This window comes from Bradyrhizobium sp. GW821-FHT12B03, from assembly GCF_058807535.1.
In genome coordinates this window covers 82587-97887 of the sequence record NZ_JBXAQU010000020.1, presented here as the reverse complement: position 1 = coordinate 97887, position 15301 = coordinate 82587, and the positions used below count along the sequence as shown (strand labels likewise).

Here is a 15301-nt window from a genome sequence, read left to right as displayed (position 1 = left end):
CGCCCAGCGATATCCCGAAGGACCGTAAGTCCCGTCGGGCTCACCGGAACAGCGCGTCCGCCGATCGCACCCCTGACTCAACCAACGCCGTCTTGCGTGCGCTATTGGCGCGCATACGCGCATGGAGCGCTCCCGATGTCCCGCCTTTCCGTCGTTTTTTCCGCCTTCGTCGTTCTGCTCGCGGCCTTCGCGCCTGCCGCCGCGCAGGACAAGACCATCACCGTGTTCGCGGCAGCCTCGATGAAGAACGCGCTCGACGAGATCGACGCGGCCTACACCGCCAAGACCGGTGTCAAGTTCAGCGTCAGCTATGCCGCAAGCTCGGTGCTCGCCAGGCAGATCGAGCAGGGCGCGCCAGCCGACGTGTTCGTCTCCGCCGACACCGACTGGATGGACTATGCGGTCTCCAAGAAGACCATCAACGAGCCTTCCAGAGTCAACCTGCTCGGCAACAGCATCGTGCTGATCGCGCCGAAGGACTCCAGGATCGACAACGTCACGATCGCGCAGGGTTTCGACCTCGCAAAGCTCGCCGGCGACGGCAAGATCGCGACCGGCGACGTGAAGTCGGTACCGGTCGGCAAGTATGCGAAGGCTGCATTGGAGAAGCTCGGTGCGTGGCAGGCCGCGGAGCCGAAATTCGCCATGGCCGAGAGCGTGCGCGCCGCGCTGACGCTGGTGGCGCGCGGCGAGGCCGGCCTCGGCATCGTCTATTCCACCGACGCCAAGGTCGAGCCCGGCGTGAAGATCATCGGCACCTTCCCGGCGGAGTCGCATCCCGCGATCATCTATCCGGTCGCCGCGACCGTGACCGCGAAGGGCGAGACCGGCGACTATCTCGCCTTCCTGCGCTCGACCGCGGCCAAGGCGATCCTGGAAAAATACGGCTTCAAGTTCCTGATCAGCCCGACGACTTAGTTTTTGCGACGTGATACCCACGACTTGATGTCCGAGATCTCACCTGCCGAATGGACGGCGATCCTGCTCTCGCTCAGGGTCGCGCTCATCGCAACGCTGGTGGCGACGCCGTTCGGCATTGCGCTGGCATGGCTGCTCGCGCGGCGCGATTTCTGGGGCAAGTCGCTGCTCGATGCGCTGGTGCATCTGCCCCTGGTGTTGCCGCCGGTCGTCACCGGCTATCTGCTGCTGCTCAGCTTCGGCCGCCGCGGCCTCGTCGGCGGCTTCCTCGCCGACCATCTCGGCATCGTCTTCTCATTCCGCTGGACCGGCGCGGCGCTCGCCTGCGGCGTGATGTCGTTTCCGCTGCTGGTGCGGCCGATGCGGCTGTCGATCGAGGCGATCGACCGCAAGCTCGAGCAGGCCGCCGAGACGCTCGGCGCGGCACCGTGGAAGGTGTTCTTCACCGTGACGCTGCCGCTGGCGCTGCCCGGCGTGCTCGCCGGCATGGTGCTCGGCTTTGCCAAAGCGATCGGCGAGTTCGGCGCGACCATCACCTTCGTCTCCAACATTCCCGGCGAGACCCAGACGATTTCCTCCGCGATCTATTCGCTGATCCAGACGCCCGATGGCGACGCCGCCGCAGGCCGCCTCGTGATCGTCTCGGTGATCCTGGCGCTGGGTGCGCTGATCGCCGCCGAATGGTTCGCCCGCCGCGCCACCGCGCGCCTGCACGGGAATTGACCATGCTGCGGGTCGATATCGAAAAGCAGCTTGGCGAGTTCTCGCTGTCCGCATCCTTCGCCAGCGAAGGCCGCGTCATCGGCCTGTTCGGCGCGTCGGGCGCCGGCAAGACCTCGCTGGTCAACATGATCGCAGGACTGTTGCGGCCCGACCGCGGCACCATCGTGATCGACGGCGAGACCGTGGACGACACCGCAGCCGGCATCCACGTGCCGGCCTGGCGCCGCCGCATCGGCTATGTGTTCCAAGATGCGCGGCTGTTTCCGCACCTCAACGTCGCGCAGAATCTCGACTACGGACGGCGGATGAACCGGCTGCCGTCCGATCCGGCCCAGCACAAGCGCATCGTCGACCTGCTCGACATCGGCGCGCTGCAGGGCCGCCGTCCCGGAAAACTCTCCGGCGGCGAGCGCCAGCGCGTCGCACTCGGCCGCGCTCTGCTGTCAAAGCCGCGCCTGTTGCTGCTCGACGAGCCGCTCGGCGCGCTCGACGAAGGCCGCAAGCTCGAAATCCTGCCCTATCTGGTGCGGCTGCGCGACGAGGCCAATGTCCCCATGGTCTATGTCAGCCACGACGTCGCCGAGCTGCGGCAACTGGCGACGCAGATCGTGATGTTGAAGCAGGGGCGCGTGACGTCGTTCGGCGGGGTGAAGGTGCTGACGTGAGGCCACACTGCCGCAACACTCTCCGCCGTCGTCCCGGCGCAGGCCGGGACCCATACCGCGTGATCTATCGAGAGCGTTCGATGCGAGTCCCGGCGAAGCAGAGATAACCACGAGTCTTCGCCAAACTGCTTCCTGTGGTTATGGGTCCCGGCCTTCGCCGGGACGACACGAAGGAGATAGCGTAGCAAAATGTGCGACGGGTTGGGATGACGGTCCCCCCTCATCCACCAGTGCCCGAACGGAGAGATCACCCTACCCCGCTCGCGCTGTGTGCGATCGACCCTCCCTCTCCAGGGCAGGGCAAGAGAGCGCTAAACCCCGGCCACCGACGTCCAGATATCCGCAAGCTTCTTCCGCAGCGCTTGGCGGCGCGTCAATGGCGGCGGCGCCTCCTCGTCTTCCGGCAGGCGCAGGCCGACGACGTTGACGCGGCCGCCGGAGATGCTGCGTGCGACCAGCACGATCTCGTCCAGCGCAAGCTCGGCGCCCTCTTTCGGCGCGCGGTCGAGATGGACGTCGAAATAATCGGCAAGCGTCAGCTTGCCCTCGTCCTCGCTCACCTTCACGCCGTAGATCTCGGCGAGCTCGGCCAGCGTGTGCTCGCCGGAGACCATGAAATCGCCGAGCAGATGCGGGTCAGGCGCGGTGCTCGGCTGCATGTCGACGAAGAAGCGATCGAGCGACTCGGCCTTTTCCGGCGGCGCCAGCAGGTAGATGTAGTCTCCCGGCGCGATCGGATCGGCCTCCACTGGCGTCAGGATGTTCTCGTTGCGGATCACCAGCGTCGGCTTGGACCAGGACGGGATCAGGCCGCGGCGGAAGTACAGGCTCTTGGGCCGCACCGGATATCCGACCAGTTGCTGCTCGAGCTGGCCGGGCAGATCCAGCTCGACGCGCCGCGGGCCGCGCTCGGCACGCGGCAGCGCCACGTGCAGCTTGCGTGCGGCCGGCGCCAGCGTCCAGCCTTGCAGGAGCAGCGAGATGATGACGACGACGAAGGCGACGTCGAAATAAAGATAGGCCTTGGACAGGCCGACCAGCATCGGGATCGACGCCAGGAAGATCGCGACGGCCCCGCGCAGGCCGGTCCAGGCGATGAAGATCTTCTCGCGCCAGTTGAAGCGGAACGGCGCAAGGCACACGAACACGGCGAGCGGCCGCGCCACCAGCATCAGCACGAGCGCGACGGCGACCGCCGGCAGCACGCTCGAGCCGAGCCGGCTCGGCGAAACCAGCAGGCCGAGCAGCACGAACATCACGATCTGCGCCAGCCAGGTCGCCGCATCGAGGAAGGTCACCACCGAATTATGCGCGCGGGTCGGACGGTTGCCGATGATGATGCCGGCGAGATAGACCGCAAGGAACCCGGAGGCGTGCATGATCTGCGAGCCGCCGAAGATGACGAGCGCACCCGTGGTCACGAACGGCGCATGCAGGCCCTGCGGCAGCGCCACCCGGTTGAGTGCGATGACGACGAGGCGACCGCCGAAGAAGCCGACGACGGCGCCAAGCACCGTCTCCTGGATGAACTCCATCGCCACATGCCCGGCCGAGCTCGACCCCAGCGAGATGTATTCGACCAGCATCAAGGTGAGGAAGATCGCGAAGGGATCGTTGGTGCCGGATTCGGCTTCCAGCGTCGCGCCGACGCGCGGGCGCAGGCGCAGGCCCTGGGTGTGCACCAGCAGGAACACCGCGGCGGCGTCGGTCGAGGCCACCACGGCGCCGACCAGCAGCGCCTCCGTCCAGTTGAGGTCGAGCGCGTATTTGGCGAACGGGGCGGTGACCAGCGCGGTCAGGAGCACGCCGACGGTGGCGAGCACCACGGATGGGGCGAGCACGGTGCGGATGCTGGCAAAGCGCGTCTTCAGGCCGCCGTCGAACAGGATCAGAGCGAGCGCGACAGAACCGACCAGATAGGTGGTGCGGACGTCGTCGAACTGGAGCTGCCCGGGGCCGGAATCGCCGGCCAGCATGCCGATCACGAGGAAGACGAGCAGCAAGGGCGCGCCGAAGCGCAGCGCAAGCAGGCTCGACAGAATGCCCGCCATCACGAGGACGGCGCCGAGCAATATGGCGAGGCTGACAGAGTCGAGGGAAGCCATGCGGTGCTGCGGGTTACTCCGAGAGATCGACGAATTCAGTTCAGGGGGCCACCGGCCGGACTTTCCCTCGCCCCGCCTGCGGGGCCGGGATGAGCATAGCTCACCCTGAGAGGGTGGGGTGAGGGAGAGCCTCCGCGGGGGTGTTGACAGCGGGACTCGCGGAGAGTCCCCCCCACCCGAAATTCAAGCTGCGCTCGAATTTCGACCTCTCCCCGCAAGCGGGGCGAGGTGAAGCGTGCCGCGACCGACGGATTTGCCCCTCTCGAAATCATGTGCTCCAGCATCCTTATCGTCGCTGTACCGGCGCGCCAACCCATTTTCGCTCCTCGCGGCAATCTGCCAGCATTTTACGGCCTTAACGCACTTCACTTCACGGTGTATCGATGGCCCGGCCGCGCCCTTTGTGGGATTCTGCGGCGCCCTCGAATCAATTCCTCCCGCCCGCTTCCCGACGAGACCGACCCGATGGACATGGACCTCAAGGACTTCATGGAGTTCGTGCAGACCACCGCGCGCAGCGTCGGGGCGGAAATCTCCTCACCCTGGTTCTACCTGCAATTCGGCCTCATTCTGGCCGCGGCCGGCATCGCCTATGCCGCGGAAGCCGGCGTGCGCAACCGCGTCGACATGAGCTCGCTGGCGATGCGCTGGCCGCTGCCGCTCCGGCACTTCGCCCGGGTGATGGTGAGCAGCGCCTCGACGGCGGTGTTCACCCTGTTCGTGATCGTCTCCCGCGTGGTGATGTATCACGCGACCTGGCCGAGCCGCAGCTATCTCTTGATGGTCGCCGCCAAGCTGGGCCTCGCCTGGCTCGCGATCCGGCTCGTGACCTCGGTGCTGCGCAACGCCTTCATCGTCAAGCTGGTGTCGATCACCGCCTGGTTCGTCGCAGCGCTCTCCATCCTCGGCCAGCTCGACGCGACGGTCGAACTGCTCGACTCCTTCGCGATCGTGCTGGGCGGCCTCAGGTTGACCCCGCTCCTGGTGATCAAGGCCGGCGCGCTGCTGCTCATCGCGCTGTGGGCCACCAACATCGCCAGCAATTTCGCCGAGAGCCGGATCAATTCGACGACTGACTTGACCCCGTCGGTGCAGGTGCTGCTGGTCAAGATCATCCGCATCGGGCTTCTGGCCATCGCAATCGTCATTGCGCTCGGCGCGGTCGGCATCGATCTCTCGGCGCTCGCGGTGTTCTCCGGCGCGGTCGGCGTCGGCATCGGTATCGGCCTGCAGAAGATCGTCGCCAATTTCATCTCGGGCATCATCCTGCTCGCCGACAAATCGGTGAAGCCCGGCGACCTCGTCACCATCGGCGACAACACCGGGCGCATCAGCGCGATGAAGACGCGTTATATTTCCGTCGCCGCCGGCGACGGCCGCGAGTTCCTGGTGCCGAACGAGGACCTGGTGACGCAGAAGGTCGTCAACTGGACCTATACCGACAAGAACACGCTGGTGAAGATCGCCTTCGGCACCAATTACGACGCCGATCCCAGGCTGGTCTGCAAGCTCGCCATCGAGACGGCCGTAGCTCATCCCCGCGCGCAGAAGGGCAAGCCGCCGAACTGCATTTTGACCGAGTTCGCGGAGGCCGGGATGAAGTTCTCGCTGACCCTCTGGCTCGCCGACCCCGACGGCATGGACAATGTCAAAAGCGACGTGATGCTGGCGCTGTGGGACGCCTTCAAGCGCGAGGGGATCCGGGTTCCCTATCCCGTCCGCGAAATCCGTGTCCGCGGCGGCGCCCTGCCGGTGGAAACCACCGTAGAAGTCCCGAATTAGGCCCGCTTTCGGGCGCAAGATGCATGCTCGGCTTGCATGAAGGCCCGCAATCATTAAATTGGGCCTGAAATCAAGCCTTTCCGCTGACAATCGAGCCCGCAAAGACCTTACCAGCATGAGCTACGTCGAAGCCTCCGATACCTCCCTGCGCAAGACCGGACAGATCAAGCTGCATGGGCCGAGCGCCTTTGCAGGCATGCGCAAGGCGGGCGCGCTGGTGGCGAAGTGCCTCGACGAGCTCACCGACATCGTCGGGCCCGGCGTTCCGACCGAGCGCATCGACCAGTTCGTGCGCGAATTCGCATTCGATCACGGCGCCTTTCCGGCGACGCTGATGTATCGCGGCTATCGCTACTCGACCTGCACCTCGCTCAACCACGTGGTCTGCCACGGCATGCCCGGCGACCGTCCGCTGAAGGAAGGCGACATCGTCAACATCGACGTCACCTTCATCCTCGACGGCTGGTATGGCGATTCCAGCCGGATGTATGCGGTGGGCCCGATCGCGCGCAAGGCCGAGCGGCTGATCGAGGTGACCTACGAATCCCTGATGCGCGGCATCGCGGCGGTGAAGCCCGGCGCCACCACCGGCGACATCGGCCACGCCATCCAGAGCTTCGTCGAACCGCAGGGCATGAGCGTGGTGCGCGATTTCTGCGGCCATGGCCTCGGCCGCATGTTCCACGACGAGCCGAACATCATCCATATCGGCCGGCCCGGCGAGGGCGTTCAGCTCAAGCCCGGCATGTTCTTCACCATCGAGCCGATGATCAATCTCGGCAAGCCGCATGTGAAGATCCTCTCCGACGGCTGGACCGCCGTCACCCGCGACCGTTCGCTGTCGGCGCAGTTCGAGCATTCAGTGGGCGTGACCGCCACCGGCGTCGAGATTTTTACGCTGTCGGAGCGGCACGGCGAGAAACAGATCGGGTGATTGTCCAGGGGGCGCCGACTAGCGTGAACCCAATTTGCCGTCGCAATTGACGGTTGCAAAAGCGACGGCCCCCGGCGATGCTGGCGGCCGATGTCCGCCAAAGCCGACCACGACAAGAGCAAGCCGGAGGACGCGCCGCACTATCACGGCCATCGCGAACGGCTGCGCGAGCGCTTCTACAGCGCCGGCGCGGATGCGCTCAGCGACTACGAGCTCTTGGAGATGGCGCTGTTTCCGGCGCTGCCGCGCCGCGACACCAAGCCGCTGGCGAAGCTTCTGATCAAGACCTTCGGCTCGTTCGCCGAGGTCGTGCACGCGCCAGTGGCGCGCCTGCGCGAGGTCGACAGCGTCGGCGACTCCGCGATCCACCAGCTCAAGCTGATCGCCGCGGCGGCGCACCGCGTCGCCAAGGGCGAGGTCAACGGCCGCAACGCGCTGTCGTCCTGGAACGAGGTGATCGACTATTGCCGCTCCAGCATGGCGTTCTCGGACAAGGAGCAATTCCGCCTGCTCTTCCTCGACAAGCGCAACCAGCTGATCGCCGACGAGGTGCAGCAGACCGGCACCGTCGACCACACCCCGGTCTATCCGCGCGAGGTGATCAAGCGCGCGCTGGAGCTGTCGGCCACGGCGCTGATCCTGGTCCACAACCATCCGAGCGGCGATCCCTCGCCGTCACAGGCCGACATCCAGATGACCAAGGCGATCATCGACATCGCCAAGCCGCTGGGGATTGCGGTGCACGACCACATCATCGTGGGCAGGAACGGACACACGAGCTTCAAAGCGCTGAGGTTGATCTGACTACTGTCGCGCCAGCCTAATCGGTTCGCTCACTTTCCGGCAGCCGGCGCCGGCTATCGTGGCCGTTTTCGGCAAACCGCCAGCCCTCGCCCCGCGCCGGCAGCGAGACGCGGTCGCGGCGATCCAGCCCCCGGCACGTGAAATTCAACCGTGCAATGGCGGGATCGCAGCTCGGCTTTACCGTCAGCACGGAGCCGTCACCCGCTGTCCTGGTGGAGAGCGTCAACCCGCACAGCGGTCCGCCGCCGGTTCTTAGCGGCCGTCGCCACCGAACCTGTAGTTGATGCCAACCTTTACGAGCTGGAGCTTGTGTTCGATGGACTGATTAAAACCTAGCAGCCCCAGGGTGGTGGCGAAGGTCTCGTCCTTGCTTCCAAAATCAAGATAGTTGTACTCGATCTTGGCTGACCAGCTGTTGAGGATGGCATATTCAAAGCCGGCGCCGATCGTCCATCCCACGCGTGTGCTGCTCTGCGTGCCAAGATCGATGAAACTGGGAGTTGTCTGGAAGAGCGAGTAACTGTCTTTGAATTCGGCACTGGCCAGGCCGCCCTTGACGTAGAGCAGCGAGCGGTCGAAGGCGTAGCCGAACCGGCCTGTGACCGTCGCCAGCCAGTTTATCTGGGAGCGCGCCTTTGCGGTGGTGCCAGGCGAAAACTCCGGAGTAAAGGCGCCGCTGTCGCTGCCGTCGCTGTCAATCAGCGACAGATCAGCGCCGATGCCGACGACCCAGTTGCCAAATTGATGGTCGGCGCCGCCCTGGATGCCGCCGAGGAAACCATTCGACCGCGGGTTTTGTGGATCTGTGGTGACCGGGACCGGTAATGGTGAAACGGTGCCATTCCAGTTGCTGGAGCTCCAGCCATAGCCGCCATGAACGCCCAAATAGAAACCGGACCAGGAGAACGGTCGCGGCGGCTCAACGTAACCTCCCTTCACCGGAAATTCGGCGGCCATTGCCGATGACGCAGCCGATGCCAATGCGCGGCTCGGGGCACTAGCCGGCACAATTGCTTGCCGTGTCGCGCGCGTGTCATTTTGTCGGCGGAGCGCCGAAAGTTCGTTGCGCATTGTTTCGTTGTCACGGCGGATAGCTTGGTTGTCGCGCTGCAGGCTTTCGAGCCGCGCCATGACGTCATCCAGCGTAGCGGCTGCACCGGGAGCAACCGCTGCGGCAAGGCTCGCAAGGCCCGCCGCAGCACCAAGCAGATAGTTCTTCATTTCCATGCCCCTATTCATGCACGGCGCGCCTTGCAGCAAACCTCACGGCTGCTCCCGCGAGCAGCGCAAGATCCCAAACAGCTGTAACGGCGCGATGCGCGACTCATCTTGGGGCGCTTTCGATCGCTCCAGGATTCGACCAACGCGTAGATGTTAACTCGTCGCGTTGCCGGAAGGTTTCTCTCAACCCGAACGCAGCTTGCACTCCGCTGAGAAAATTTCTTGACCTGTTGCGAACCAGACTTGCACTCGGGCGAAGTCGGCGGCCCTTGTGGCGTTCGACTTCGCCGGCGACTTGCAGTACCCTTCGCAGAGACGGTGCGATCTTGCGCACAGCGGGCGACATCATGCGAAGCATTGCCTTCTCCTCCGACGATCTTCCCGACAAGTTCGACGATCGTGCACGCATTTCCGCCTGGCAGGATTTCCTGGCGGAAGTCTATGCCCCGCACGAGGTCTCGGGTCTGCCCCACCGGCCCTTCTCGCAACGCTTGCGCGGCAGCCGGTTCGAGGACAGTTCGACGCCGGTAGACGTCTTGCGGTTTTCCGGGACCGCAGGGCGCATGGTGTGGACGACCCGGGGTCGAAGCACGCCACGCGCGACGCATTTCGTGCTCTGCTTCAACCAGAGGCCCGCGCCGCTATCGCTCACGCAGTTGGGGCGCGAGGCACAGCTCGACTCGCAAACCGCAGCGATCGCGACCTGCACGGAGCCGGGCAATTTTTGTTCCGCCGACCCGCAGGACTTTTCCGCCATCGCCATCGACCAGCGACGGTTGCACGAGCTTGTCGATCGGGTCGAAGACCTGGTGGCCAGGCCGCTGCCGACCAGTCCGGCGCTGCGGCACTTGCAGCGGTATCTCGAGATACTTCCCTGCCGGGAGGAAGCCGAGGACGAGCCGGACTTGCTCGCACATATCGGAACGACCTTGACCGACCTGGTCGCACTCGCGTTGGGCGCAGGACGTGACGCGGCCGAGTTCGCGACGATGCGCGGTCTCCGCGCGGCGCGACAGCATGAAATCATCAGGGGAATCCGCGCACGCTTCGCCGATCCAGACTTCTCCGCACAACAGCTCGCCGTCCGAATGGGCGTAACCGAACGATACGTCCAGGACTTGTTACACGAATCCGGGCCGAGCTTCAGTCAACGCGTGCTCGAACTCAGGCTTCAGCGTGCCCGTGCGATGTTGCAGGATCGCCGGTATGACCGGCTCAACGTCAGCGAGGTCGCCAATGCCAGCGGCTTCAGTACAATTTCCTATTTCAATCGCTGCTTTCGCCGGCGATTTGGGACAACGCCCGGTCACTTCCGCAGCGGACAAGCAGTGGGTCAAGCAAACGGCGAATCAACGCCGTATTGGCAGCGGCCTCCTGCTTGATCACATCGGCCGCGCAGCCTTCGACGCCGCGATCAGTCAATTTCCTGTTGAGCGCCTGACGTTGCCCAAAGGTGTGATGACGTGCTCCAAAATGATCGACCGCGAGGTATCGTGTGCCGGCGGGGTGATCACGAGCAGTCACCAATTACAGCCCCCAATTGCCGCTCCCAGGCGCTGTTCGCAAGTGACGCTCTAAGACGCTTTTCAATATCACAGGCCGTTTACAACAGGCCGACATCCAGATGACGAAAGCGATCATCGACATCACCGAGCCGCTGGGGATTGCCGTGCACGATCACGTCATCGTCGGCACGAGCGGGCGCATGCGAGCCTGCGCGGGATGCGGTTTATCTAGGAGACAGGCGTCATCTGCGTGGCGCCGGCGGCCGATCGCTCAATAGCAATACCGTGGATGGACCCGGACATAATAGCCGTCCGGGCGCTGCACGTAGCAGCCGCGCTGATAGGCGTAGTAGCCGGAGCGGCGGCGTTCGCCTTCGGAGGCGATCGCGGCGCCCGTGCCGGCACCGACGACGGCGCCGATTGCAGCGCCGCGGCCGCCGCCGAGCGCGCCGCCGAGGATCGCTCCGCCGACACCGCCGATGATCGCGCCGCCGACGGCATCCTGGGCCGCCGCCTCATGCACCGGCAGCGCCATCGCAACCGTCAGACAGGCCGCGATTCCCAAACTTCCAATGCGAAGACCTCGAAACATTGCTCGCCCTCCCCTGTGGTGAGCTGTGTCATAGCGCCGGAAGCGGATTCGGGAAAGGACAATTGCCGGCGCCGCCACCCGGCACGCTCCGCGACGGCGCCGCAGGCTCTGTTCGACGGCCGCTCAGACCGTGCCGCGTGCGATGCACGCGCCGGACATCGCCATGTCAGGGTTCGACCCAGCGCTGCACGGCTTCGGCGGTGTCGGCGGGCGTGGTGTTGAAGCAGATCGCCGCATCCGGTGCCAGGCGGTGGACGAGGTTGAGCACCTTCTCGAACAGCAGCAGATGCTCCTTCGGCTCGCGCAGCCCGGCGTCGATCACGATGCAGTCGAAGCTCTCCTCGCGCAACGCCGCCGTCACTGCGGCTTCCGCGGCCGCGTCGAGATCGATCAGGCAGCTCGTGACCTCGTAGCCGAGATCGCGCAGGCGCAATAGCTGCGCCTCGATATACCCGCGCACGAGCTCCGGCGTCAGCTGCGGGAATGCGCTGTAATCGGCATTGCCGGGTTCGATGCCGATCGCGAGGACGCGTCTGGCCATGCCGCGCTCCAGTCAATTCGCACCAGACCGCAACGCCTGCGGCCACCGCCATGCCAACGACGAGGTCGCCCGCGAAGTTCCCTACTGACGCAGCATGATCAGGGGATCGGCGGTGTCGGGGACGCGCCGCCACTGCGCGTTGTCGTCGGCCTCGAACTGCCAGACATCGCCTGTTTTCGACATCAGGATGATCTGGCCGCGTTCGAGCCGCCATTGCGTCGGATTGAACTGCGCGATGGCCGCGTCGCATCTCGGCTTGAGGAAGACCTGGAAATTGTCCGGCCCCGCCTCGGTATTGGTCAGCGTCAGCCCGCAGACCGGCTGGCCGTTGCCGCGCACCATCGACCAGTCGCCGATCATCTGGTCCATCGACTTGGCCATCGAACGGGCGGCGGCGAGGTCCTGCAGGATGTAGACGCCTTCGCCCTGGCGCAGGCCTTCGAAGATACCGGCCTCGACCTCGGTGAAGTCGATCACGGATTCACCGGTCGCATCCTGCAAGCGAACGATGTCGAGCCCCCTGACGCTCCAGGCGACGATGTCCCTGGTGAAGGGCAGCGCGGTCTTGCAGGCCGGCTCCAGCTCCAGCTTGAAGCCCTGGCCGGCAGCGTCGGCCTTCATCGTGACCACGCAGGTCTTGCTGCGCTCGGTGGTCGAGAGCTCCCACTGCCCGGGCATCTGCTTCTTCAGGGTCGTCGCATCCTGCGCATGCGCGATGCCGATCGCGGCCAGGTAGGCCGTGACGGCGCCGATCGCGGCCAAGCAGGCCGCGACGGCGAATGCAACGACCCGAAGAACGGTCATCAGCGCCCCTTGAACGGCGTTTCCGCAACCGGGGTCAACGGCGCCTTGCCGGCGAACCAGGCCTTGAGATTGTCGACCACGAGCTGGTTCATCGCGTTGCGCGTCACCACCGAGGCCGAACCGATATGCGGCAGCAGCACGACGTTCTGCATGGTCTTGAGCTCGTCCGGCACGTTCGGCTCGGCCGCAAACACGTCGAGGCCGGCGGCGAGGATGGTGCCGGATTTCAGCGCCTGCACCAGCGCCGCCTCGTCGACCACCGAGCCGCGCGCGACGTTGACCAGCACGCCGCGGGGCCCAAGCGCCTTGAGCACCTCGGCATTGACCATCTTGTTCGTGCTGGCGCCGCCGGGCACGATCACCATCAAGGTGTCCACCGCCTTCGCCATCTCGACCAGATCAGGGTAGTGCTTGTAGGAGACGTCCTTGGACGGATTGCGCGAATGATAGACGACAGGCACCAGCGAGGCATCGAGCCGGCGCGCGATCGCCTGGCCGATCCGGCCCATGCCGACGATGCCGACCTTGCGGTCGCGCAACGAGCCGACGCTCAGCGGGTAGTTCTGGGTCTGCCAGAGACCGGAACGCACGTAACGGTCGGCCTTGATGAATTCGCGCAAGGTGCAGATCAGAAGGCCCATCGCGACGTCGGCGACCTCCTCGGTCAGCACATCAGGCGTGTTGGTGACGATGATGTTGCGCTCGGCCGCGTATTTGGCATCGACATGATCGTAGCCGACGCCGAAGCTCGACACGAGCTCGAGCTTGGGCAATTGCGCCAATGAATCCTTGTCGACGCGGGCGGTGTGATCCGTCACAGCCACGCCGCGGATCTTTTCGCGGATCGCGGGGGTCAGCCGCTCGAGGTCACCTCGCGTCTCGGCCTTGTGCACGACGAAATGATCGGAAAACCCGTTTTCGAGGATCGGCCGCGCCGGCCCATAGATCAGAAGGTCGATCTTGTCGGACGAAATCGAACCGGTAGACATCAGTTTTCCTTTCCAAGCGCGCTCTCATGCCAGCGCCGTAAAACGAGGTGGGAAATTAGCGCCAGCACCCCATAGATGACAATCCCGGCCAGCGACAACAACAGCAGCGCGGCGAACATGCGGGGTATGTTCAACCGGTAGCCTGACTCGGCGATCCTGTAAGCGAGCCCGGAGCCGGCGCCGGCCGTTCCAGCCGCGATCTCGGCCACGACGGCGCCGATCAGCGACAAGCCGCCTGCGATGCGCAGACCGCCGAGGATATAGGGCAGCGCCGCCGGCAGCTTCAGGAAACGCAGGGTTTGCGGCTTTGATGCGCCATAGAGCTGGAACAGGCCGGCGAGGTTGCGGTCGACCGAATTGAGCCCCAGCGTGGTGTTGGAGAGCACCGGGAAAAAGGCGACGATGAAGGCGCAGACGACGACCGCGGTCTGCTGCTCCAGATAGATCAGCAGCAGCGGCGCAATCGCGATGACAGGCGTCACCTGGAGCACGACGGCGTAGGGGAACAGCGAATATTCCACCCATTTCGACTGGTTGAACAGCAGCGCCAGCGCGATGCCGCCGACGCTCGCCGCCACAAATCCTTCGAGCGTGGTCAGAAGCGTGGTCGCGAGCGATTGTGACAGCACCGCCCAGTCCTTGATCAGCGTCAGGAATATGACGGAGGGCGCAGGCAGCACGTAAGGCGGGATCTCCCTGATGCGGACCACGAGCTCCCAGGCGAGAAGCCCGGCCGCAAGCACGATGACGGGAAGCACGAAGCGCACCGCACGGTGCGCGCCGGACGGCTTGGCGGCGGAGGGCTGCGCGCTCATAGCACCGGTTGCCCCGAATAGGACGGCGCCAGCGCGGCCGACACGCGCCGGCAGTAATCCGAATAGGCGACCGAGGTGCGGAACTCCTCGCCGCGCGGCTCGACCGTCTCGATGCGGATATCGGCCTGGATGCGGCCGGGCCGCGCCGTCATCACCACCACGCGCTGCGACAGATAGACGGATTCGAACACCGAATGGGTGACGAAGATGACGGTCTTGCCAAGGCTGCGCCACAGCGCGAGCAGGTCGTTGTTGAGACGGAAGCGCGTAATCTCGTCGAGCGCCGCGAACGGCTCATCCATCAGGAGGATATCGGGGTCGGTGACGAGCGCGCGCGCCAGCGAGACCCGCATCTTCATGCCGCCGGAGAGCTCGCGCGGATAGGCGTCGGCGAAATCGGCAAGCCCGACGCTGGCCAGCGCTTCGTCGACCCGCGCGCGCGCCGCCGCCTTCGGAACGCCTGCGAGCTTCAAGGGCAGCCGCACGTTCTCGCGCACGCTGGTCCAGGGCATCAGGGTCGGCTCCTGGAACACGAAGCCGATGCCGTGGCCCGGTTGTGCCGGTCCTTCGTGACGGGCCATCCGCACGATGCCTGACGACGGCGTGCTGAGCTCCGCGATCAGGCGCAGCGCGGTCGACTTGCCGCAACCGGACGGACCGAGCAGCGAGATGAACTCGCCCTTGCGCACGGCGAGGTCGAGCGGGCCGAGCGCCATGACGCCGTTGTCATAGACCTTCGTCACACCGCGCAGGCTGACGGCGAGCGCCGTCAGGCTGGCCTCGACCCCGGACGAGGTTTTGCGCTCTACCATTGAACGCTGGCTGTGATGTGGTGGGAGCGAGCCGCAACCTGTACCTCTCCCCAACGGGGAGAGGTGAACGATGCGGCTACGTCTCGGCTTG

Annotated in this window: 15 protein-coding genes and 1 pseudogene; 8 read left to right on the top strand and 8 right to left on the bottom strand. The window is 65.2% G+C overall.

Annotated features, from left to right (window positions below; all coding sequences use genetic code 11):
• Window positions 1-135 precede the first annotated feature (135 nt).
• Genes modA through modC form a run of 3 tightly spaced genes read left to right on the top strand, consistent with a single transcriptional unit; the run spans window position 136 to window position 2306 of the window.
• Window positions 136-918, top strand: coding sequence for a molybdate ABC transporter substrate-binding protein (gene modA / locus AC1RUR_RS30455; RefSeq protein WP_492850927.1), 783 nt, complete (start codon window positions 136-138; stop codon window positions 916-918).
• A 27-nt stretch (window positions 919-945) separates the two neighbouring features.
• Complete coding sequence (gene modB, locus AC1RUR_RS30450) at window positions 946-1641, top strand: molybdate ABC transporter permease subunit (protein WP_492850925.1); 696 nt, start codon at window positions 946-948, stop codon at window positions 1639-1641.
• 2 nt (window positions 1642-1643) lie between these two features.
• The gene (gene modC / locus AC1RUR_RS30445) at window positions 1644-2306 is read left to right on the top strand and encodes a molybdenum ABC transporter ATP-binding protein (protein ID WP_492850924.1); all 663 of its coding nucleotides are present in this window, start codon (window positions 1644-1646) and stop codon (window positions 2304-2306) included.
• 311 nt (window positions 2307-2617) lie between these two features.
• Here modC and AC1RUR_RS30440 read toward each other — a convergent pair whose 3' ends face one another.
• Window positions 2618-4411 (bottom strand): potassium/proton antiporter, encoded by a 1794-nt coding sequence (locus AC1RUR_RS30440; protein WP_492850922.1) that lies wholly within the window; start codon window positions 4409-4411, stop codon window positions 2618-2620.
• Between the two features lie 465 nt (window positions 4412-4876).
• On the opposite strand from AC1RUR_RS30440, the gene AC1RUR_RS30435 reads away from it, so the two are divergent.
• The 3 genes from AC1RUR_RS30435 (at window position 4877) to radC (ending at window position 7931) form a co-directional block, all read left to right on the top strand.
• Entirely contained in the window at window positions 4877-6193 is a 1317-nt protein-coding gene (locus AC1RUR_RS30435; protein WP_492850920.1) for a mechanosensitive ion channel family protein, read from the top strand.
• Between the two features lie 115 nt (window positions 6194-6308).
• The gene (map, locus tag AC1RUR_RS30430; RefSeq protein WP_492850918.1) at window positions 6309-7127 is read left to right on the top strand and encodes a type I methionyl aminopeptidase; all 819 of its coding nucleotides are present in this window, start codon (window positions 6309-6311) and stop codon (window positions 7125-7127) included.
• Window positions 7128-7217: 90 nt separating this feature from the next.
• Entirely contained in the window at window positions 7218-7931 is a 714-nt protein-coding gene (radC, locus tag AC1RUR_RS30425; RefSeq protein WP_492850916.1) for a RadC family protein, read from the top strand.
• Window positions 7932-8183: 252 nt separating this feature from the next.
• Here radC and AC1RUR_RS30420 read toward each other — a convergent pair whose 3' ends face one another.
• Window positions 8184-9152, bottom strand: coding sequence for an outer membrane protein (locus AC1RUR_RS30420; RefSeq protein ID WP_492850914.1), 969 nt, complete (start codon window positions 9150-9152; stop codon window positions 8184-8186).
• A 347-nt stretch (window positions 9153-9499) separates the two neighbouring features.
• Here AC1RUR_RS30420 and AC1RUR_RS30415 point away from each other — a divergent pair, with 347 nt between their 5' ends.
• Together AC1RUR_RS30415 and AC1RUR_RS30410 are read left to right on the top strand one after the other, a co-directional pair.
• Window positions 9500-10534 (top strand): AraC family transcriptional regulator, encoded by a 1035-nt coding sequence (locus AC1RUR_RS30415; protein ID WP_492850912.1) that lies wholly within the window; start codon window positions 9500-9502, stop codon window positions 10532-10534.
• Window positions 10535-10761: 227 nt separating this feature from the next.
• Window positions 10762-10889, top strand: a pseudogene (locus AC1RUR_RS30410) (JAB domain-containing protein); the annotation flags it as partial.
• Window positions 10890-10928: 39 nt separating this feature from the next.
• Here AC1RUR_RS30410 and AC1RUR_RS30405 read toward each other — a convergent pair.
• The 6 genes from AC1RUR_RS30405 to AC1RUR_RS30380 form a co-directional block, all read right to left on the bottom strand.
• On the bottom strand, window positions 10929-11249 hold the full coding sequence (locus tag AC1RUR_RS30405; protein ID WP_492850910.1) for a YMGG-like glycine zipper-containing protein: 321 nt from the start codon (window positions 11247-11249) through the stop codon (window positions 10929-10931).
• A 166-nt stretch (window positions 11250-11415) separates the two neighbouring features.
• Window positions 11416-11790, bottom strand: a complete 375-nt coding sequence (locus AC1RUR_RS30400; protein ID WP_492850908.1) for a hypothetical protein — start codon at window positions 11788-11790, stop codon at window positions 11416-11418.
• An 81-nt stretch (window positions 11791-11871) separates the two neighbouring features.
• Window positions 11872-12594, bottom strand: coding sequence for an AprI/Inh family metalloprotease inhibitor (locus AC1RUR_RS30395; RefSeq protein ID WP_492850906.1), 723 nt, complete (start codon window positions 12592-12594; stop codon window positions 11872-11874).
• The gene (locus AC1RUR_RS30390) at window positions 12594-13583 is read right to left on the bottom strand and encodes a 2-hydroxyacid dehydrogenase (RefSeq protein WP_492850904.1); all 990 of its coding nucleotides are present in this window, start codon (window positions 13581-13583) and stop codon (window positions 12594-12596) included. The genes AC1RUR_RS30395 and AC1RUR_RS30390 overlap by 1 nt, the downstream gene beginning before the upstream one ends.
• Complete coding sequence (locus tag AC1RUR_RS30385) at window positions 13583-14398, bottom strand: ABC transporter permease (protein WP_492850902.1); 816 nt, start codon at window positions 14396-14398, stop codon at window positions 13583-13585. The genes AC1RUR_RS30390 and AC1RUR_RS30385 overlap by 1 nt, the downstream gene beginning before the upstream one ends.
• Window positions 14395-15210 (bottom strand): ABC transporter ATP-binding protein, encoded by an 816-nt coding sequence (locus AC1RUR_RS30380; RefSeq protein ID WP_492850900.1) that lies wholly within the window; start codon window positions 15208-15210, stop codon window positions 14395-14397. The genes AC1RUR_RS30385 and AC1RUR_RS30380 overlap by 4 nt, the downstream gene beginning before the upstream one ends.
• Between the last annotated feature and the right edge of the window lie 91 nt (window positions 15211-15301).